At 55.1% G+C, this 21,754-nt stretch carries 13 protein-coding genes; 6 read left to right on the forward strand and 7 right to left on the reverse strand.

The annotated features are described in order from the left end of the window. Positions 1 to 466 precede the first annotated feature (466 nt). The 3 genes from SH528x_RS09475 to SH528x_RS09485 all read left to right on the forward strand — a co-directional run bounded on the left by SH528x_RS09475 (position 467) and on the right by SH528x_RS09485 (position 6,386). Positions 467 to 2,884 carry a PVC-type heme-binding CxxCH protein gene (locus SH528x_RS09475; RefSeq protein ID WP_442510283.1) on the forward strand — a complete coding sequence of 806 codons (2,418 nt, stop codon included), beginning with the start codon at positions 467 to 469 and terminating at the stop codon, positions 2,882 to 2,884. 284 nt (positions 2,885 to 3,168) lie between these two features. Continuing rightward, positions 3,169 to 4,815 carry an arylsulfatase B gene (locus tag SH528x_RS09480; protein WP_442510284.1) on the forward strand — a complete coding sequence of 549 codons (1,647 nt, stop codon included), beginning with the start codon at positions 3,169 to 3,171 and terminating at the stop codon, positions 4,813 to 4,815. A gap of 203 nt (positions 4,816 to 5,018) precedes the next feature. Then, positions 5,019 to 6,386 (forward strand): DUF58 domain-containing protein, encoded by a 1,368-nt coding sequence (locus SH528x_RS09485; RefSeq protein WP_442510285.1) that lies wholly within the window; start codon positions 5,019 to 5,021, stop codon positions 6,384 to 6,386. Between the two features lie 274 nt (positions 6,387 to 6,660). On the opposite strand, the gene SH528x_RS09490 is transcribed toward SH528x_RS09485, so the two are convergent. The 6 genes from SH528x_RS09490 to rpsR all read right to left on the reverse strand — a co-directional run bounded on the left by SH528x_RS09490 (position 6,661) and on the right by rpsR (position 14,215). Beyond that, the gene (locus SH528x_RS09490; RefSeq protein WP_442510286.1) at positions 6,661 to 7,695 is read right to left on the reverse strand and encodes a hypothetical protein; all 1,035 of its coding nucleotides are present in this window, start codon (positions 7,693 to 7,695) and stop codon (positions 6,661 to 6,663) included. Between the two features lie 107 nt (positions 7,696 to 7,802). Beyond that, positions 7,803 to 9,077: a prepilin peptidase gene (locus tag SH528x_RS09495; protein ID WP_442510287.1), complete on the reverse strand. Its 1,275-nt coding sequence runs from the start codon at positions 9,075 to 9,077 to the stop codon at positions 7,803 to 7,805. Between the two features lie 119 nt (positions 9,078 to 9,196). After that, the gene (locus tag SH528x_RS09500) at positions 9,197 to 11,002 is read right to left on the reverse strand and encodes an ATP-binding cassette domain-containing protein (RefSeq protein WP_442510288.1); all 1,806 of its coding nucleotides are present in this window, start codon (positions 11,000 to 11,002) and stop codon (positions 9,197 to 9,199) included. Between the two features lie 103 nt (positions 11,003 to 11,105). Next, positions 11,106 to 12,899: an ABC transporter permease gene (locus SH528x_RS09505; protein ID WP_442510289.1), complete on the reverse strand. Its 1,794-nt coding sequence runs from the start codon at positions 12,897 to 12,899 to the stop codon at positions 11,106 to 11,108. A 169-nt stretch (positions 12,900 to 13,068) separates the two neighbouring features. After that, entirely contained in the window at positions 13,069 to 13,599 is a 531-nt protein-coding gene (locus tag SH528x_RS09510) for an acyl-CoA thioesterase (protein WP_442510290.1), read from the reverse strand. Between the two features lie 337 nt (positions 13,600 to 13,936). Beyond that, complete coding sequence (gene rpsR / locus SH528x_RS09515; RefSeq protein WP_231612237.1) at positions 13,937 to 14,215, reverse strand: 30S ribosomal protein S18; 279 nt, start codon at positions 14,213 to 14,215, stop codon at positions 13,937 to 13,939. Between the two features lie 377 nt (positions 14,216 to 14,592). On the opposite strand from rpsR, the gene fusA reads away from it, so the two are divergent. The 3 genes from fusA (at position 14,593) to SH528x_RS09530 (ending at position 18,614) form a co-directional block, all read left to right on the forward strand. Next, positions 14,593 to 16,680: an elongation factor G gene (fusA, locus tag SH528x_RS09520; protein ID WP_442510291.1), complete on the forward strand. Its 2,088-nt coding sequence runs from the start codon at positions 14,593 to 14,595 to the stop codon at positions 16,678 to 16,680. Between the two features lie 466 nt (positions 16,681 to 17,146). Continuing rightward, positions 17,147 to 18,352: a DUF1559 family PulG-like putative transporter gene (locus tag SH528x_RS09525; RefSeq protein WP_442510292.1), complete on the forward strand. Its 1,206-nt coding sequence runs from the start codon at positions 17,147 to 17,149 to the stop codon at positions 18,350 to 18,352. A 67-nt stretch (positions 18,353 to 18,419) separates the two neighbouring features. Beyond that, complete coding sequence (locus SH528x_RS09530; protein WP_442510294.1) at positions 18,420 to 18,614, forward strand: hypothetical protein; 195 nt, start codon at positions 18,420 to 18,422, stop codon at positions 18,612 to 18,614. Positions 18,615 to 18,678: 64 nt separating this feature from the next. On the opposite strand, the gene SH528x_RS09535 is transcribed toward SH528x_RS09530, so the two are convergent. Further along, positions 18,679 to 21,678, reverse strand: a complete 3,000-nt coding sequence (locus SH528x_RS09535) for an FAD-linked oxidase C-terminal domain-containing protein (protein ID WP_442510295.1) — start codon at positions 21,676 to 21,678, stop codon at positions 18,679 to 18,681. Positions 21,679 to 21,754: the final 76 nt, after the last annotated feature.

Below are 21,754 nucleotides of genomic sequence, written 5' to 3' on the forward strand. Positions count from 1 at the left end.
ACATCACCTTTTCGCAGAAGCAAGACACGTACCAAAGCGAATCCAAGTCGTCCGAACGCCAGGATGTCCAGCACCGCGGCACACCCCGTGTGCGAACTTCAGCATCCGGTAGGGCACTGACGCTCATATTTCCGCTTAGATGTGCGAATGCGACACACGCGATCGCAAGCAGGTCGTGTGCTTCAGTGCCCCTTTTTCGCGTGACGCAAATACCCTTGCTATTTGCATTGCAAAGCACGCTAGTGCAGTGAAGGGTATAATCTGTGACTTCGCCAATGCCCCTCTTCTCGTCCCGCCCCGACCCCATCCTTTTTTTCTTGCAAAGCCATCCATGCAAATGTGTTTCAACGAGCTTCGATGTTCTTTATGTGCGTGGAGTCTCTCGCCAATTCAGTCCACTGCAACTCTGCTCGGTCTGGTTCTCGGAATATGCGGGTTGCCATCGTTTGCCGAGGAAACGCCGCGGGTGCTAGATTCCAATTGGCAGTTAACACAGATAGCGTCCGAGCCTGATCTAGTGACGCCCACCGGATGCTGTCTCGACGACCAAGGGCGACTGATGGTGATCGAATGCCATACCCATTTCCCCCCCGACCATTACGACGGTCCGAAAACGGATCGCATCTATCGCTTTGACGATAGCAACGGCGACGGGGTGCTTGACCGACAGCGTCTCTTCTACGAAGGAGGCGTGGCAACGATGAACATCGTAAATTTAGGCGAAGGCTGGCTTGCCGTTTCGACGCGAAGCGAACTGGTGAAACTTCGTGACTCGGATGACGATGGCGTTGCCGATCAACGTGTGGTGCTGCTGACGCATGAAACGTCGGCAAACTATCCGCACAATGGACTCGGTGGACTGACCCTCGGGCCCGACGGATGGCTGTACGTGGGGCAAGGCGAAAACTTTGGCGAACCCTACCAACTAATCGGCAGCGACGGATCGAAACAAGTCGGCGGTGGCGAAGGAGGCAACGTGTTTCGCTGCAAAACCGATGGCACCCGTGTAGAACGTGTTGCGACCGGATTCTGGAATCCATTTGGTTTGTATTTCGACTCAGCCAATCGGTTATGGGCCGCCGGGAACGATCCCGACTCGATGCCGCCCAATCGATTAATGCATGTCGTGTCCGGAGGCGATTATGGATTCCAGTTTCGTTTTGGGCGTGCGGGTATTCATCCACTGCAATCATGGAATGGCGAATTCCCAGGCACGTTGCCGATGGCTGCGGGAACCGGTGAAGCCGGCTGTGCGGTGATGCAGCATGGTTCGCATTTGTGGGTCACCAGTTGGGGTGACAATCGCATCGAACGCTACTCGCTCGATCCCCGCGGAGCGTCGTGGGCCAGCAAAACCGAAGTCGTTGTCCAAGGCGACGAAAACTTCCGACCGGTGGCAATGGCAATCGCCAAAGATGGTTCGATCTACTTCACTGACTGGGTCGACCGCAGTTACCCCGTGCACGGCAAAGGACGATTGTGGCGACTGAGTCGTGTTGCGAACGCCCCGATCGAAACCAATTCGGACGAAACCAACTCGCTGCCTGGATTCACTGTAGCGGAAAAAGAAGCATCACAGTTGGCAGAATCGGAAACCACGACACTCGACCAACGATTAAACGCACTGCAAAGCAGTGATCCGTTCATCCGCCAAGCCGCGATCACGGGCTTGGTCCGGCACGATCACCTGACGGCACTCGGTCAAAAAAAGTTGCGCCATACCCAGCAGCGAGTGGGACAGATGTTAGCGTGGCGATGGAAAGAGCTGTGTGATCCAGCAAGTGTTCCTGCGGCCACGCGTGACGCGTTGATCACATCTGGATTGGACGACGATTCGGATGCGGTGGTGTTGACGTCGTTGCGTTGGGCGGCAGAGCGGATGTGCAAAGACCAGCTGCCGGCGATCACGGCGTTATTAAAACAGGATCGTTTGTCGCCGCCCGTTTTTTCGGCCACGATTGCGACGATCGCTTATTTAGAGACGGGAAATGCATCGGGCCGAAGTCGCGATCCCGCGATCGAAAAGCGGTTGATCGAATTCGCAGGCGATGCGACTCGCTCGGCCCGACTTCGCGGTCTTGCGTTACAGCGACTGCCAGCCGATGCAACCTCGCCGAGTGATCAAGAACTTGGTGGATACGTCGATGGGAAAGCCGGCCGCGAACTGTCCCTTGAAGTGGTTCGATTGTTGGTCGCTCGCGGGACCGACAGCTCATTTGACGAACTAGCCAAAATTGCAGTGAATGAAACGATTGACGAACAGACGCGTGCCGACGCGATTGCGGGATTGTCCCCCAAGGCGGCGAGTTACGCAGTGATCATCAATCGATTGTCAGCGCCCAAACAGCCCTCGGTGTTGCGTGCCGAAACCAAACGAGTTCGAAACACGAACGTTCGCCGAGACAACGCGGCACGTCCGAGTCGCGAAAACATTGAGGGATGGATGCAATTGGTCGGTCACAGCAAAGATGTGGACGCAGGACGCCGTGTGTTCTTTCGCCGCGGATGCTCGAATTGCCACATGCACTCTGGACGCGGGACCAACACCGGGCCCGACTTGACTCGTGTGGCGGGTCAGATGACTCGCCCTCGGATGCTCGAATCGATATTGAATCCTAGCAAAGAAGTGGGGCCGCTGTACGTTCCTTGGACCGTGCTGACGAGTGATGGCCATGTTTTAACGGGACTGAAAATGGATCGCCCAGGGGCTAAGAATCAATTGCGTCTACAGGGAGCTGACGGCAATATTTTTGAAGTGCCACGAGACGAGATCGAGCAGCTGCAACCAAGCGAAAAATCGATCATGCCCGTGGGACTCGAAGACAGCATGACGCTCGACGAATTGGCGGACCTGATTGCCTTTCTGAGCGAGAGTGGATCGTGAGGCACGTCGACTTAACTACTGAGGTAGCGGAACTCGTCAAGAGTTTCGATTATCCCGGAAAACGAAAGTCTTGACGACTTCCGCTACAACCAAATGCGTCACGTATTAAATCAACGTCCCAAAAGAACAAGGGGTTCATTCTCTATTTGACGATAGAGTGCCCGTAATGGCAGCGGGCAATTGACCTGCGAAACCTGGGCAAAGAGAATAGGCAGGCAGCGTGAATCCCAATCACGCGTCGTGATGCAAAATGTCTTCTTCGCCCTTCAACCAACGGAACTGAAATGATTCAATCGCTAGCTCGCACGTTGTGCCCGTTAACACGTCCGGCTGGCGGCCCACCGAAACGCTGGGAGGCTGTGTCACGCTGCGGAGCTCGACTTGTTGTCGTGGTGACGTTGATAGCGTCGGTTCTAGCAATGGAAACGCCGCAGCTGAATGCTCAATCCGCCGAACGACCCAATATTGTGTTCATGTTGTCCGACGACATGGGCTGGGCCGAGCCTGGGTTCAATGGCGGCAATGCCGAGTTGACGCCCAACATGGACCACTTGGCGAGCCAAAGTGTAAAGCTTACTCAGTTTTATACGCATTCGGTCTGTGCACCGAGCCGGGGCGCATTGATGACGGGACGATACGCGTTTCGCAATTGGATGGATTGGCGAAGCGAAGATTTTGGCAAACCGAGCTACTTGGCAAAGCTTGGGTTGACACTCGCGAAAAACGAACGCGGCGAGGAAACGCGGCGAATCCATGCACTGGATACCAAAGAACGCACCGTGGCGGAGGTGTTGTCGGACGTCGGCTATTTCACCGCAATCACAGGCAAGTGGCATTGTGGCGAATGGTTGCCTGAACATTTGCCAATGGGACAAGGTTTTGATCATCAATACGGTCACTATGCTTGGGGGATCGACTACAACAACTACACCATTCCTCACAACGCCCCGGCACGCTATGCGGTTTACGATTGGCACCGCAATCAGCAACCGATTCAAGAGCAAGGGTACACCACCGACTTGATCGCAAACGAAGCGGTGCGGTTGATCTCGGAGCGAGCCGGTCAAACGGATGCAAACACTGCCAAACAGCCATTCTTCATTTACGTGCCGTTTAACGCAGTCCATGGACCGATCGAACAAGTTCCGCGTCACACCGACAAATACACACCGCGTGAAGCAGCGCTGAAGTGTTTGGATGATGCGATCGGGCGAATCGTCGGAGCAGTGGATCAGCATGGGTTTACTCAGAACACGTTGGTGATCTTTGCCAACGACAATGGCGGTTTGACCGAAGAGATGAATCGGCCTTACCGCGGAACCAAGAACACAACTTTCGAAGGCGGCGTGCGAGTTCCCTGCGTGATGCGATGGCCTGGGCACATTCACCCCGGCTCGACCAACGACGAGATGATCCACATCGTTGACTTGTTGCCCACGTTTGCCAATATCGCAGGGGGTGACGCGAGCGGCCCCTATCCGATTGATGGGATGGACATGACCGAGACGATTGTCCATGGAGAGGCGAGTCCGCGAGACGAGATCATTTTTGAAGTCAGCGGCAGCGTTCGTTTACCAACGATTCGCTCGGGTGATTTCAAATTGATGGGCGAGATGTTGTTTAACGTCGCAAACGATCCGAGTGAAACGACCGATGTAGCGGAGCAGCACCCCGATGTGGTGGCTCGCTTGTCGGCGCGTTTAAAGCAGGCGGGCAGCGAGCGACCGCCGCTGGGCGAGAAGACAATGCTGATGGACCCGCCGCTTCCGTACGTATACGGAATGCAGGAAAATAAGTCGGCTCCGGATTGGTTGATTGAATCGGTGAACGAAGTTCGCAAAACTCAGCCAACCGAGTGGGCACCTGGAACGACACCTTGGCCTCAGGCTCCTCAAGGAGCAACGATTATTTACACCGGCGACGGCCGCTAGTTTGCTCGGGCTGGGGGTGCAAGTTCCGGCGTAACAGACTTCACCCTCCCGCTGGGAGGGTCGGACGCGATAGCGGCCGGGGAGGGCTGGTGACACTGAACTTGCAACGTCCATTCCTAACACAACGAACCCCACCCAGAGCCGGCTACCGCCGACTCTGACCTCCCCAAAGGGGAGGTAAAATTAAACGCGTTGATCGAATCATGTCCTCCACGACTGTTGCCCAATCGCATTCCGACTCACCCAAGCTGAGCTTTGGGATGGTGGCGGGGATCTGTGCGGTGCTGCTGTTTGGCATGTTGTTTGGTGCGTCGCTGTGGGTTCTGGCGGCGGTGGCCGCCGCGATTCTTGTCGGAGTGAATTGGTTTCTCGCCAACACTTGGACCGATTCAACCATCGCGGTGCGGCACAGCGGGAATGTCGAACACAAACTCGGCTCGGTGATCGACGTCGAAATCATGCTCACCAACCAAAGCCGGCTGCCGATCTTGTGGATCTTGGTCGAAGACTTGCTGCCGCGGCCAGCGATCCAGGTAGGCGCGGTTTCGACGTCGGCGCTCGAGATCGAAGGCGACCGAGTGCAGGTGATGATGCTGTGGGCGGGCCAGTCGAAAACGCTGAATTACAAAGTGACGTGTCGCCGACGAGGCTACTTTCAAATCGGACCAACGGTATTGGAAACCGGGGATCTGATGGGGCTGTATCGACGCTATCGTGTCGGCACCGAGCCTCAGTATGTCACGGTGCTACCCAATGTGGTTCCGTTATCGACTTATGATATAGGGTCACGGCGTCCGATCGGCGAGATCCGAATGCGGGACAATGTGATGGACGATCCCACACGGTTGCGGGGCATTCGTCGATGGCAGACCGGCGATCCGCTTCGCAGTGTTCACTGGGCCGCCACGGCCAGGACCGGTACACTACACAGCAAAATCTATGAACCTTCGTCGATTGCCGGAGCGACGTTGGTTTTAGATTTGCACGTCGCGACTAATCCATCGAAGCATGAACCGGTGCGAAGTGATTTGGCAATAACCGCAGCCGCTTCGATCGCCCATGCACTGCATGATGCGGGTGAACCGTTTGGCTTGGTCACCAATGGACGCGACGCAGCCGACCGCATCCGCACCGAAGGCTGGGTGGGTGATTATCGAGTCCGCGACCAAGTGACCGCTGCCGCGTCGATGCGAAACGAGAGTGACCGCTTGATGCCGGTGGCACAACCTGCGACACGAGGCCCCGTGGCTCTGCGAGAAATGATCCGCACGCTGGCACGACTCGAGCGGACCGATGGGCTAACGCTGGCCGAGTTGCTGGTCGAAGCAGAATCCAAAGTATCGTCCGAGACGACGGTGTTGGTGATCCTGCAGAGTTGTCCGCCTGAGTCGCTGGCGGCATTGATCGGGTTGTCACGTCGTGGCCGAGCCGTTGCAGTGATCATCAATGCACTGGATATCAACGACTATTCGGCAGCCGCAGGCCCCCTTATTGCCAGCCGAATCCCGACGTTTCACTTGGCGTCGGCCGATGCTGTATCCGACGTCTGCCGCGAAGTGATGACGCGATAGCGGCCGGTGAAATGTTCATCGTTCCGGCACGGCGGGGATCGCAGCGGAGCGAAGATCCGGCACGGCAGATTTACCCTCCCGTGTGCGGGAGGGTCGGCCGCGATAGCGGCCGGGGAGGGTTGGCGACACTGAGCTTGCACGACTTACCCCTAACACTGCGAGGCCCCACCGGTGAACTTGCGTCCGCTCGTTCCGGACTCCCCAAAACAAGTTTTGGGGAGGTGAAGTGTTCTGCCGGATCTGCGTCGCTACCACGACTTGATCCGGCCTACGCCTAAGAATTCGATTTGAACGACTTCGCTTCGCTTGGGAACCGTTCGCTCGGCTGGCTGAAACCGAAGACATCGGCGAGGTCACTTGCACTTAACTCCGACAATTTCCCTTGCACGATTTGATACTTCGTGCTGCTTGGATTGGACTTGAACAACTCGGGTGCAACCGATTCGACTTCGATTTTGTCATCACACCGAGTCATCATTTTCAGCGGAACGCCACCATAAAAGGACGCCCACATCGTGAACGTACTCGGAGGCCCGATGATCATGTCGGTCTCTGCCAATGCGTACATGTCTTGTAGCGGAACGCCAGGACCAAATTGCACGTTTAACCCTGCAAAATCCGACTCGTCATAAGGCACATTGGTGCAAACGAGAAACGTCACGCGGCGAGGGGAGAGCTGAGCTTGCACTTCTCGCATCGTGGCCACATAGTCGCGGACCTCATAGTAATAACGGCCATCTAAAAATGTCGCGTAATCTCCCTGGCGGATGTGGATGCCTATCACAACGTCACCGCTTTGGCGTGCTTGGTACAGACATTCCCCCACTGGCTCGCCATGCTCGGGACCAAGGTGGAAATGGCGACGAACGACCGCCGCATGTTTCGCCAGCAGTGACTCGCTGCGGAATTGCCACCCCAGTGCCATCACCGGTCGGCCACTCGTTGCGAGTTCGCGAAATGCGTCGCTACCTAGGTCGTAACTCTGGTCGCCTTTTATACGAAGAACACTGGCGGGATAGTGTCGCAGTCGCAAGGTATAAAGCGTCTTGGCCGAGAGATAGACACCCTGGGCCAACCAATTTCGCGTTCGGCGTGAAGGAACCGACTGCTGAAGTAGTGACGGATCAAGCTCCGAAACAATCGGGTAGCGGCACCACAAATCGTTACGAGTCGAGGGAAACAGATCGGCGTATTCAGCAAAGCTTGGGTTGACGACGGTCACGCCGTACTCGGCCGCTGCGGCGATCATGTGCCCGTACAGCCACAACCGGTTACCGAGTTGTCCATACCGTCGGGCAATCACAATCATCGATTTGTCCCAATCCATTCTTAGGGATGCGAATCCTCAGCCACGACTCATTCGCCACGTTAGTGAAGTGGCCTTGCTGTCTGAATCTGGCAAATACGTCATTCGATCTAGCCAAACAGACGCTGCTTGATATGCCGCCAAACAAACAACATGGCCCCCATTAGACCGAGCATCGCCAAACAGAGCCAGAGGATAAAATTGCCGAGAAAAAACAGGTTCGGCAAGAACCACTGGTTCATCACTCGATCCCATCCAATCACCGTCAGTGCCGCCCCCGCACACAAATAGGGGCCAAACGGGACTCGGGGTTCACGCGTGATGATGAACTGGAACACCACAATCACAATGGCAGCAAAAGGAGAGAGAAAAAACGCGGCGACAGCGGCCTGCCATCCCAAAAACGCTCCGATCATGGCCATCAACGTCACATCGCCAAACCCCATCGCTTCCATTCCCATGGCGCTGGACGCAATGATTCGGATCGCCCAAATCACGCCGCCGCCGACTGCCAAACCGATCAACGAGGAAAGCAGTCCATGCCAATGAACGCCGCCGAGTTGAAAGACGATTGAGATCGCGATCAAGCCCGCGACCCAAATGGCGAGCAGCAATTTCCAAGTCGAGTGACGCACCAACCCTGCAAAGAAAAACTCAATCGCTTTGCCAAATCCCTTTCGTAAAATCAAACGACGATCCGCTAATGCAAAGCACCATCCGCTCCAAATCGCCAATCCCGTTAACAGCCCCGTACTGGTCCACCATTTTTCTAACGCGGGGAACCAGGGAGCTTCGAACGTGACGCGAGACAACTCGATCGGAGGACCACCAATCGGCAGCGAAATCGGCATAAAACCCCAGTCAGAAATCGATCCCAGCAACAGCGCGAACAGCGTGCCGGGGATCGTGATTTCGTCGGGGATCGTTTGCTCATCAAAGTCAATGAAGGTGGCCGCGACCATCAGCACCAACAACACGGCGTGCCCAAGGAAAACTCGGTGCCCACTTGTGATCAGCCACGGCATGCTGAGAACCTGCGGCACACGCAGTGATTCAGCCAGCAGGCCGCCATTTTGCGTCTCGAAAATGTACAACGCGGGAAGCGCAATCGCCAATCCGATCTCGATCAACAACGGCCGGATCCAAAACCCACGACCATGAAGCTCCGCTTCGCGGCGAAGCGAGAACCAACCGACCAGCGGAATGCGATCGATTGTTTGACGCTTTGGCGATTTGGGCGACGGAGGTGCCCAAGGTGAAATAGGACGTGCGAACCAACACCACGTGTAAATAACATGGTTCGCCAACGCACCGCTGAGCAATCCAAAAATCGCCAGTAACGCTAATCGCAAATTCAGTGAGAGTGCGAGCCAAAAATCAAACACGTGTCGACCCAAAAACGTCCGATGAACCAAGGTAGGCGGGTAGCATAACGGATTTCAAGGATCGCTTGTAACGGCAGAACCCGCTGTCGGTTTTCCCAACGGATTCGCTCTCGTATTGCCTATTTTTGATGCCGATACGGATTGAACAGCAAGTAGTTGAGGTGGCGATACAGATCGCTGTTGGACAGCAACTCGGCGTGCTTACCTTCGCCAGCGATCCGCGGCCCGTTCAACAACACGACACGATCCGCTGAACGCAATGTCTGCAAGCGCCGCGGCAACACCACCACCAAGGCTCCCGCTTCGGCCAATCGCTTTAACCCCGCCAAACTTGGGTCATCCGGCAGATGCTCTGCTGGCGGAGGCGGTTCCATCGCAATCACAACAGCAGGCTTGTGCAAGATCGCTCGGGCAATTCCCATGGCGAACGTGACTTCCGCCGGCAACAAGGAATCGCCGACGGTTACGTACGTGTTGAGACCTTCGGACAATCGTTGCAATTGTTCGTAAACGTTCAGACTCTCGAGCACCTCGACCAGATCGCTGTTGTTGATGTCTTCGTCACCGCCACGAAGATTTTCTGCAATCGTGCCGTCCCACAAGGGGCCCGAAGGCTCGACCCACATCACGTTACGCGCCAGAGCCTGCGGATGAACATCCAATAGTGGAATACCATCGATCGAAACTTGGCCTTCGGTCGGACGGCCAAAGCCCATGATCAATTCTGTCAGCGCTCGTGTCGATACGATTTCCGTACCGAGCAACGCCACAAAACTTTTGGGCTTCAACTGCAAGCTCAAATTTCTCAGGATCGCTTTGCCTGTTGAATCCTGCAGCGTCACATCATCAATCCGAACCGAGTCGCGAAGGCCGGCTAGTCCCACTCGCTGCTCGCTTGGCGCGACATCATCACTTCGCTGCAGATACAAATAGATCGCGTCGCTTGACGGTTCGCTTTCTTTTAATTGAAAGGAAAGCTTGGCGAGTCGATCGGCGCTGACAATCGCACCGCCCAAGGCAAGTCCCAAGACGAGCGCCGATGGCACACTCAAACCACTGTCGCCAATCAACAAATTGGCTCCCAGTCCCAGCAGCAACACCGCCACGGCAACGGACGTCGCCAGGAATAGCAGCGGCCATAATTGTCCTGAACGTGATTCTTCGGCAGTCAGTCGTCGGTACAGCGAGTCAAGCTCGGACTCGAATGAACGATCGGCTAATCCATGCGTTTGCAAACGCGCCAGCAGCGGAGCCTGTCCGACAATCTCGGCCATCCGTCGACGGGATCGGGGAACTTCCCAATTCGCAATCTCGTCGCCTTTGCGGTAGCGCAGTCGTTGGTAAAGCTGCCAGAGCATGATGCCGCTGACGACGGCCAGCAGGGCCAGCCACACGTTTACCAGCAGAGCAACGGCGACACATCCCACCAACATCAACACACTTCGCGGGATCGCTCGATACCACATCGAGAGCCCTTTTTGGATCGCCGGCAAATGGGTGCCGATCAGTTGCTCGGCGCGGACGTATTGAGCCGCAGCGCCTTCGATTTCAGCGCGACGCAAACTTTGTTGCAGTACTTTGCGGTGCAGGGCCTTGGTGACGTTGCGAGCCTTGGAATCGGCATCACGGCGGTGCAACCAAACGGCCAGCGAAAACAAACATGCCACTACGAAGGTAATTCCGACCAACTGAGCCAATTGGACGAGCGGACGCTGGGCCGTAAAGGGCTCGGGCAGATAAATGCTGAGGTGAGTGCCGAGCCGAACCTGGTTGCCGACGAAACCTTTGGAATCCAGCAGTACCGCGATCAGGCCAACCAAACCCACAATCACAGGGACGAGCAGTCCCGCTAGCGATGCCCAGATGTATGTCGTCCATGCACCACTCGCTTCAGGTTCGCTTCGTGGTGCCGCAAGTCTACTCATCAGTCGAACCTCGTTGGCTTAGGAAAGGATCTGCTTGGCGGCAAGCATTTCACTGCCGCCACTAAGCCAAGGCTAGATGGAAAAGGGTGCTTTTCCACAAATGCTAAGCCAAGTCGCGGTCCTCAAAAAGTAACATCGCAAGCATCCAAATTGCGATTGAGAAACATACAAGATAGTTAAAAGCACCGGCCAAGTAGATCGCTGGGATCTGATTTCCTGTATCTACCGCCGCTTGAACGTTAAAAATGTTCAAGTTGGGGATCACCACCGCTATTAATTTCCCGACAAACCCCACTAATTCGTTGTTATCGCGTGCCGACGCTACCAGCGGCGAGGTCAAGTTTCCGATCACGTAGACCACAAAACAGGTGATAAAATTGGCCAACAACGGCAATCGCGTCGCCAAAGCCACCGCAATCGCACCGATCGCCATCGTTTCCATCAAGTACAAACCCAGCACGGGAAGGGTCGTCATGATTTCGTCGTGACCGGTCTGCCAAACGGTATCGCCGCTGGCCGTTTCGCGAGCGTCGTAGATCGGTTTGTAACTGATTACGACCGTCAAAACCGCCGACAGGATCACAAATAGCACCAACACCGACAACATGATCCCGGCATATTTACCGAGGATGAAGGATCGTCGGCTGACTGGCTTGCTAAGCACCGTCAACGCGGTACGACCTTCGATTTCTTCGCTAACCGATGTCCCGGCACTCCACACCGCTTGCACCATCCCCAGCACCATGATCAACGTCACGCCGCTGTCTTTCAGCAAGCGAATGTCGTCACCGAGGGTGTTAAACGGATAGATCCCGAACAGCAGCACGCCAAATAAACCAATCGCTAGCAGCAGTAGATACAGCGGCTGTGCCATTTCGTTCTTCGCGGTCGACAACGCCAACGCCCAAACGCGTGGTGCGGCTTGCCGGAACACAATCAAGCTGGTCATCGCCAGAAAGAAAGTGAAAGCGATCACCACAATCGAACTCGCTTGAGGGATCATCGGTTGGTTGTTGAACGTAAAGACCACCGTCGCTTCGTCGATCTCACGGTTCTGAATGTGCAGTCGCGTGGGGTCCGATGGAATCGGCGGTTGGTCACGATTTTCGTAGCTATAGACTAATTTTTCGCCTTCGTTGACACGCTGAGGCGTGCGGCCAAAACCAGCTGGATCGGCCGAATCACCCAGCAATACCGTACGATCACTCTCAATCGTCATACCTGTGACGCTGCGAAGCTGGTAATTGATGTTCGCTGGCACAAACGGCGATTCCCCCGCAGGCAGATCCGGCGATGCGGGAACCTTCACCACGACACGCTCCGTCCCGTCACCGACAAGATTCACCGCCGCGATCGAATCAACAATCGCCTGTTTGTTTTCAACAAACCCGGTTCCCGCCAATCCGATGACTGCGAAAACACCAAGCGTCGATAACAGGTAAGGAATCACTCCCTCGTTAACCATCGCCGCCCACTCGCTTCGCGTCCGATGCCACATCCCGTAGATCACCCCGAACCCAAGGACCAATCCAATACAGATCAGCGGCAGAAACAGCGTATTGGAATATTCGCCTGCGATCGGAACGTAAGTCGCACAGAGTCCTACTGAAATCAAACCGCCAACGATCAGCGAAGCGGTGATCCCGCGGCGAGGCTTATCTGCCAGTTGTCCAAGAGGCGGAACGAGTGACAGCAGCGACAGCAGTCCGTAAACCGCGACCACCGCAATCGCACCGATCAACAACCCGACCGAAATTACCCACAGTGGGGTGATCCAGGCCGGAATCCATTTGGCCCAGCCGATGATGAGAGCGGGATGGCCCAGCATCGCGGTCATATCCAAAAATGCAGAGCTATCAGGAGAAGCAAGACTGGGGAGAGATGCGAAGCTAGGCATTGGGAAATCGGATACCGCGAAATCAGGACAGGAAATCATGTCGAGCCGACCGTAAGGTGAAAACGACCAGAAAAGTAGCACATTGAGACTCAAATCCATCACAAGCCCGCTACGGAAGGTCTACGAGCGGATGCCGCTGCAGGCGTAGCTTGAGCCAGGATTCGGGGTACTACGCGTGGTCAGCAGAAAAGGTTTGCGAATTGAGATGCTTTGCGAGCAACTTCCGCAAGTCTTCCGGAATCGGCGTCTTTTTCAGCTTGCCGCCGGGGGAGAGGGTGCAACAAACGGCAGTCAATTTGCCTTCGGCGATCACGATTGGTCCCGGTTTGCCGGGTGGGCTGGGTTGGTCCGCTGGCTCGGTTCGCGAAAACTGAATTCCATACTCGACGCTGCTATTGCCGAGATGAAGCACCGAAACCGTGATATCGAGGATGTCCTCGAAACGGGCGGCGGCTCGGTAATCACAATGAGCCGAAACACGAGGCCAAGTGACATGATCCGGAGTTTCCGCATCTGGGGATTCCATATTCCCCTGAGATCCTGAATGCTCACCACCCGTAGGGCGAGCCATAACGGAGACGCCCAAAGACCGGAGCATGGCGTGCTCTGCAGCTTCCATCATTGGAAAAAAGGCCGAAAAATGAACGATTCCGGCAGCATCCGTATCGCGAAACTCGACTCGGCGTTGGGTGGTAAACACGTTACTTCGTGACCGAAAGATGCGCACGGGAAAGAGAGCGGAGCGGCTTAGGAAACTTCGCGTTTCAGGAGATTGGGTAGCGGAACTCGTCAAGAGTTTCGGTCATCCCAGAAAGCGAAAGTCTTGACGACTTCCGCTACAACCAAGTGCGTCACTTATAAAATCGACGTCCCTAGCAATCACCGGCGCGTGAGCGTGGGGTTTTCGGCAACGTGATGCGGTCAACTCAGATCCCTCGCTTAAGCGTCGGGTTATTATTTTCCTAAGTCGGCCGCTCACCTGTCACGGCTCACCCATTAGGGAGCCAGAAGTCCACATTCGGCAGCAATGCCGAGTTTTACTCGCCTACGAATGGCAAAAGAGCCATAAAACGAGCTCGTTTGATCGCTGCAGTCACAGCGTGTTGGCTCGCAGCGGTACAGCCGCTCTTGCGACGACCTGCGATACGGCCTTGACGGTTGACCATCTTCTTCAGCAGCTCGATGTCCTTGTAATCAACATACATCGGCCGTGGTCGTTGACCATCGACGAAAATTGGATCTTTCTTTTTGGTCCGGGTTCGGACGCGTGATCGTTTGCGGGCACGACTTCGCGTGCTCATTGGACGTGGTGGCATTCGGATTTGCTCTGTAAACTTGTTAAGGGCGAATGGGCTTGATCGTCACAAACGTCCCAAAATTGGGTACCGCTAGCGACGGATGAAGGCCGACGGCTCAATACGGGTCCGCCGACTCGCCTTAGAGGGAAGCAGGGAAGTATGCAGTGAAGAAAAGATGTATGCAAGGGGAATTGAGCATATTTGCCCTTTCGCATCTGGCAAACCTTTGCCATATTTCCCAATCGATCCGAGGCGTCATCCTGCGTTGACGGGTGGTAATGTACAAAATGCCGCGTGCTCACATTCCCAAGTCCTGACTGAAACAATAGACATGATTTGTAAACTCATGTCCTTGGGAAATCAAAATATCGCGTGCAATGTTTAGGTGAAGATAAATGAAGCTGGATAAACTCAGAAACATCGGAATTAGCGCCCACATCGACTCGGGAAAGACGACCCTCAGCGAGCGAATTCTGTTTTACACCGGGCGAATCCATAAGATCGAAGAAGTTCGCGGCGGTGGTGACGGCGCGACAATGGACCATATGGAACTGGAAAAAGAGCGTGGAATCACGATCACCAGTGCCGCAACGAGCGTCAAGTGGAAAGATCACCCGATCAACTTGATCGATACTCCGGGCCACGTTGACTTTACCGTCGAGGTCGAGCGATCACTTCGTGTTCTTGATGGTGCCGTTCTGGTTCTTTGCAGCGTCGGTGGCGTGCAAAGTCAATCGATCACTGTTGACCGCCAAATGAAGCGTTACCAAATTCCTCGCTTGGCGTTCATCAACAAGATGGACCGAACCGGGGCAAACCCGTTCCGCGTTCTGAAGCAACTTCGCGAAAAGTTGGGTGCCGAAGCATTCTTCATGCAGTACCCCATTGGTGCTGAAGAAAACTACAAAGGCGCTGTCGACTTGATCGAAATGGTGGCCTACCTGCACGAAGGCAACGAAGGCGAAAAAGTCATCACCGCTCCGATTCCGGATGACATCAAAGACGAGTGCGAAGAAGCACGCGTCCAGATGCTTGAAGCGCTGTCGATGTACAGCGACAAAATGATGGAATTGCTGCTCAGCGAAGAAGAAGTCCCCAAAGACTTGGTCTACACGGTCGCTCGCGACGCGGTACTCGGTGGAGCGACGCCGGTATTCATGGGCACCGCTTACAAGAACAAAGGCGTTCAACCTTTGCTTGATGCGGTTATCCGTTACTTGCCAAGCCCGCTGGATCGTGAAATTCGTGGTCGTGACCCGAAAGACGAAACCAAGAGGATCGAGTTGCTTCCCGATGCCTCGCGTCCCTTCGTTGGCATGGCGTTCAAGATCGCTGACGATCCGTTCGGTCAGCTTACCTTCATGCGTGTCTATCAAGGTACGATCAAGAAGGGCGAAACCTACGTCAATCAACGTACGACCAAGTCCGAGCGTTTCAGTCGCATCGTGCGAATGCACAGCAACAAACGTGAGGAAATCGATGAGGCGACCGCCGGTGACATTATCGCCGTCATGGGAATTGATTCGGCTAGTGGTGACACGTACGCCGAATCGCGAGAGTTCTGTACGCTCGAATCGATGTTTATTGCCGACCCAGTAATCAAGATCGCTGTCGCTCCAGCAACGCGAAGCGACGGAGACAAACTTGCCAAGGCACTGCAACGTTTCCGCAAAGAAGACCCAACTTTCCGAGTCGCGACCGACGAAGAAACGAACGAAATTCTGATCAGCGGAATGGGCGAGCTTCACCTCGAAGTTTATATCGAACGAATTCGTCGCGAATACGGCGTCGACATCATCGTCGGTGCTCCGAAGGTTAGTTACCGCGAAAGCCCAACCAAGATGGTTGAATTCGACTACAAACACAAGAAACAAAGTGGTGGTAGTGGTCAATTCGCTCACATCAAGGGCAAGCTCAGCCCGATCGAATCGAACAGCGAAGACAGCTTCGAGTTCGAAGATCACGTGGTCGGTGGCCGTATTCCGAAGCAGTACATTCCTGCTATTGAAAAAGGCTTCCGCGACATTCTGGGCAAGGGCCCTGTGGCCGAATACCCTGTGGTAGGAACACGAATCGACTTGGATGACGGTAGCTTCCACGAAGTTGACTCTTCGGAAAAGGCGTTTTACACCGCTGCACAAGGTTGCTTCCGCGAGTACTTCAAGAAAGCGGATCCGAAGTTGCTTGAGCCGATCATGAACGTTGAAATCGAAGTCCCTGAGGACTTCCAAGGTACCGTGGTGGGTGACGTGATTCGCCGCCGTGGGATCATGCAAAGCAACGATATCATCGAAGGCAACAGCATCATCAAGGCGGAAGTGCCGTTGGCGGAAACCTTCGGTTACGCAACCGACCTGCGAAGTATGACTCAAGGCCAAGGAACGTTCACAATGGAATTGGCGACTTATCGCCAAACCCCATCGAACATCCAAGCCGACATCATCGAAGCGAAGCGTAAAGCTGACCTCGTTGGCTCGAAGTAAGTAAACGCAATCTCGCGAAATCACTAGCAAACGGCGGCATGACCTTCATGCCGCCGTTTTTTTCGTTTTAAAGGTAACGTCCATGGATGGTACGAAACTTCAGGGAAATGGCTCGCTGCGAGGGCTGGAGCCTAGTGTGAAAACTGGGGTTTCTAATGTAGTGGAGCTTGCTAAAGCTCCCTGTTTCTTGGGTGCGTGGGAGGATCTTCAGCGGATGTTCGAGCTTTCACCATTTCAAACGCCCATTTTAGACGACCTGACACGCCTTTGCGGTCGCTTTCGACTTCCCCAGGTATCACACGTGTCGCAAAACGACATCGCCGCGTCGCAAAATATTACTACCGGAAAACAAACGGACTCTATTATTATCCAAGTTTGGGGAATCTCTCGCCTCGTTGACGCTGATTAGTGTCAAGCAAAGCGCCCATTGGTTATTGGCTTCCATAACTTTCTTTAGGGTAGCAAAATGTCTTTTTCACGAAAGAAATCCGGTTTCACGCTCGTCGAACTGCTGGTGGTCATCGCGATCATTGGCGTCTTAGTTGGACTTCTATTGCCGGCGGTTCAGGCGGCACGGGAAGCGGCACGGAGAATGAGTTGCAGCAACAACTTCAAGCAGATCGGGCTGGCGATCCACAACTATCACGCGGCCTACAACCAAGTGCCGACCCATGGTACCGGCACCCAGCCAGGAACCGCTTCGAACTATTTCAACCCTTCGACGCTTGGAAACCGAATTCGCTTGAGCATGCTGGTCCCTGCCTTGCCGTTTTTAGAACAACAAGCGATGTGGGAGAAGATTTCCAACCCGAGTACCGAGCGAACCGACGGTGCTGTCCAATCTCCAGTTTGGCCGGCGATGGGGCCTACTCCGGATGACATTCAGTACATTCCTTGGGCGACGGAGCTCCCTGCTTACCGCTGTCCCAGCGATCCTGGGTTCGGACTTCCTGCGTTGGGCCGGACGAACTACGCCGCCTGCGTCGGAGACTCCTCATGGGAAATCTATTTCGGCCCCTGGAATAATCTGCGAACGATAAAGGACAACTCCGAAGACGCGCGGGCTGCGCACCGCGGCTTCTTCAAGCCGATTGATGTCACACGATTTGGTGACTGCCTGGACGGTTTGTCCAACACGATTGCCATGGGCGAAATCATTACCGACCTTGGTGATAACGACAATCGAGGCCAGGTCACCGAGTCGGCCGCCAACGCCAGTGCTCCGGGCATTTCGCTCGCGAATATTCGCAATAATCCGTCGCGATGCCAGCCCTTGATCGATGCAAACAGGCCACAATTTTGGGACTCGCAATATTTCATGGTTTCCCGTGCTCTATTTGCCCGAGGTTACCGTTGGGCGGACCAAGGGCCACTTTTTTCCGGCTGCATGACGATCTTGTCTCCCAATCGTGAGATCTGTGGCCCCTACAACACACTTGGCACAACGCTCGTTGCCTCGATGTCTAGCCGCCATCAAGGCGGATGCCACGTCTTGATGGGTGATGGTGCGGTTAAGTTTGTCACCGATTCTATCGAAGCAGGCGATTCAAAAGCCGGAAATGTTTGGCTAGGCGGCGCAGGCGCCCAGTCGCCAGGTTCGGCAAGCCCCTATGGCCTCTGGGGTGCACTCGGTACCCGAGCCAGCCGCGAAGTCATCAACGCCGAATTCTAGGCTGCAGCAAAGCTCGGCGTTCATTTTTCAACCCTCTGATCACTTCGTAGCTAGGCAAATTATTCCGATGAAAAATATTCCAATGTTGATACTTGTTCTTTTGGTTGCGTTTGCTGCCGGTTGCAGCGAACAAGGGCCTCGGACAGTGACCGATGGCGTCGACCCGCAGGCAATTCGTGCTTATGAAGAGGGGCTTGCGAGGGTGACACAGCAAGACACCGATTCCAAAATGGGCGCCGCGGAGAACGCGGGCGAGAAGTAAAACTTCTGTCGACTCCGGTTCGCGTTGCCGAGGAATACTTGGCAACGCCGACGGGTCACTTTTCCTATTTTGACTTCAAGGTGTCGGACACCTTTTTTGTTCCTAGCTCGCTTTCGAGCTTGGGCATGCGTCCGTAGGCGTACGCGAAGAGCTTGATCGGGTGCAAGGTTTTCCGTCCGGCTCCGTGTTCGATCTGCATCTTGCAGGCGCTGCATTCGGTGGCCGCAGTACGATTGCCAGCGGAACGCATTGCGGAAATTAGCGGCCAACCAACTCGCAAACTGTTTCGGTAGTTTTTGCGTTGCAGCCCCCACGTGCCTGCCATGCCGGTGCAGCCCGCTTCGATCTGCTGGACATCAAATTTAGGAATCAGATTCATCAGCTTGGGACCTGCGCCGTCGGGATCCAGTACGCGCAGATGGCAGGGTTGATGGTAAGCGATTTCCGCTTCCAGCGTGTTGAGGTCGAGCGACAGTCGTGATTCCTGGTGCAAATCCCATAAAAACTGGCAGGCTTCGAACGAGTTTTCGGCAACAAGATGGGCGTCTTGGTCATCCATCAAATTGGGATACTCGTGTTTCAAACAGAGCACCGCGGCCGGTTCGGTGGCAATGATCGTGTAGCCTTGCCGGACCGCCTCGGCAAGCACACGCAAGTTGCGGCGAGCCACGCGGCGAGCTCCCTTGATGTCACCGGCCGAGATGCGAGCCATGCCACTAGCAACTTGGCCCGATGGAACATACAAACCAATCCCATTGTGTTGCAAAATCTCAGCCAGGGCGCGGCCGATGTCCGGGTCGTGATAATTTGCGTAGTGGTCAACGAAATAGGCGACTTTTAGTCCGCCATGCGGATTCAGTTTGGTCCAGCGGCGTTTGGCGGCGTACCGCATGAACGTTTCGCTTGCGATCAGAGGCAGTTCCCGAGCGGCCGACAACCCGAACAATCGATCCGCGAGCCAGCGCGAAAGACGGCCTCGAATTAACAGGTTCGCAAGCCAAGGAAGCTGTGACGCGATCGCTGCGATGGTATCGATTCGCCCAAGCAACAAATCGGAAAGAGGCAACCCGTTTGTGGCCACGTATTGGGCTTTGAGCTCGCCGACGATCTTGGGAATGTTGACCGAGGCGGGGCATTCGACACGACACTGATGACAATTAAAACAAAGGTCCGCGACTTCCTTGGCACGATCCTCGGCAAGATTATCAACTTTCAAATGCCCACTAAGCACGCCGCGTAGCAAGTTGGCCTTCGCTCGCGGCGACGCCTCTTCGCGATGGCTAGCGCGAAACATCGGACACTGACGTTCCGCAGGCGAGTGGGTTCGGCAGCGACCACATCCGTTGCATTCACGAGTTACCTGAGCAACAGAGGCTCCGGGCGGCCAAATCTGAAAGACTTCCAATTGAGAGAGTGGCTTCGATGCAATGCCCGATCCCTGTATGACCGGCTCTTCGGCTTCGATCAGCGTACGGTTACCCCGGCTAACTTCGATTGTCTTGTCGAGCGGCCGAAGGTTCTCGTTGGGCTTTTGCAAGACGGCCCCAAACAGCTTGCCTGGATTGAGTCGATGGACCGAATCGAACAGACGTTTGATTTGCCCCATCGCTTGCCAAAGTTGGCCGTATTGGCGTGGCAATAAGTGCGAACGACTGAGGCCTGCAGCATGCTCGACGCTTACCTCTCCGCCGTGTTTCCAAACCACCTCCGCGATTTGGTTGGACAAGTCGTTAAGCTTTTCGCGATCTTGTTGCTTTGCGAGGTTTAAAAAAGGACGAATGTGCAGATGCCCATGTCCGGCATGCGCGAACACGGTCGCCGTCGCGTGGTTTCGCTGCAAGGTGTCTTGAATATCAATCAATGCGGCGGGCAATCGATCGGGCGGGACCGCGATGTCTTCGGTAAACGGTTGTGGTGCATCGCTTCCTTTAAAGCGATACAACCGCGGAATCACACGTCGTGAGAGCGCCCAATAAAGGTCTCTTTCGGAGGGGCGCACGGTATCGACGGCCGAAAACGCAGCATCGGGTCCCTTGGCACACTCTTGCCGAATGATCGCCAAACGATCGTAAAGGTCGCCTAACGATTCACCTTGAATCTCCAATAACAGCATCGCCTCGGCTTCACGCGGCAACAAGTCGACGAAGCGAGATTCGGTTTCGCGAGCAATTTGCAGAAGCCGGCGATCCATCAAATCGCACGCGACCAAGCCATGCATCAGTGCACGACGAGCACAACGCGCAGCAGAATCCAAACGGCGAAAAAACAGCAGTGCGACACCGCGGTGAGTTGGAATCGGTTCTGTTCGAACAACCGCATCGATAATGATGCCAAGCGTTCCTTGCGTGCCCACCATGAACTTGGCTAAATCGACGCGGCCATCGCTGCCGATCACTCCATCAAAACGATAGCCACCGCGTGAATTCGGCGACGCTTTGCGAGACGAGATCAGCGAGTGGAACTGATTTTCAATCTCTACGATCCCACGAGCCAATCGGCCTTGCGGAGTGGGTTCATCGGGGTGATGTTTCGAAAGCGTCAGCAGGTCTCCCTCTGCCGTCACGACTCGCATCGACTCGATCGTATCTCGAGCCGATCCGCTTCTCAGGTAATGGCTACCCGACGCATTGATTGACAACACGCTGCCCATCGTCGTGATGCTACGCGTCGCCGGGTCCGGGCCATAGCTTCGTCCATAAGCGGCCAGCGCTGCGTTAACCTCCGCCAACACGGCACCACTTTGAACTGTTACCGTCGATCCATCGCGATCGATCGTGACTCGCCGCATGAAGCATGAAAAGTCCAACAACAACCCGTTACCGAGCGACTCCCCCGAAACGCCACTGCCACTACCGCGTGGGTGAATCGACAAGTCGTGCTCGGTGGCGTATTGCACGGTGGCAATCACGTCCGCGGCGGTGCGAGGACGGACCACCCCAAGCGGAATCATCTGATAGATGCTCGCATCGGTCGCATACAATTGACACGAAATGTCATCGCATAAGACCTCGCCTCGCACGACACCGCGCAAGTCGTCTTGAATTCGTTGACGTTCGCTATCCATGCGGAGCACTTCGAAAGAGATGACCCATGTTCGTCAAGTATGCAAACCAGGTGTGTGAGTATCGAGAACGGCTTAG

The sequence above is a fragment of the Novipirellula methanifontis genome, from assembly GCF_052161655.1.
Classification (GTDB): domain Bacteria; phylum Planctomycetota; class Planctomycetia; order Pirellulales; family Pirellulaceae; genus Novipirellula.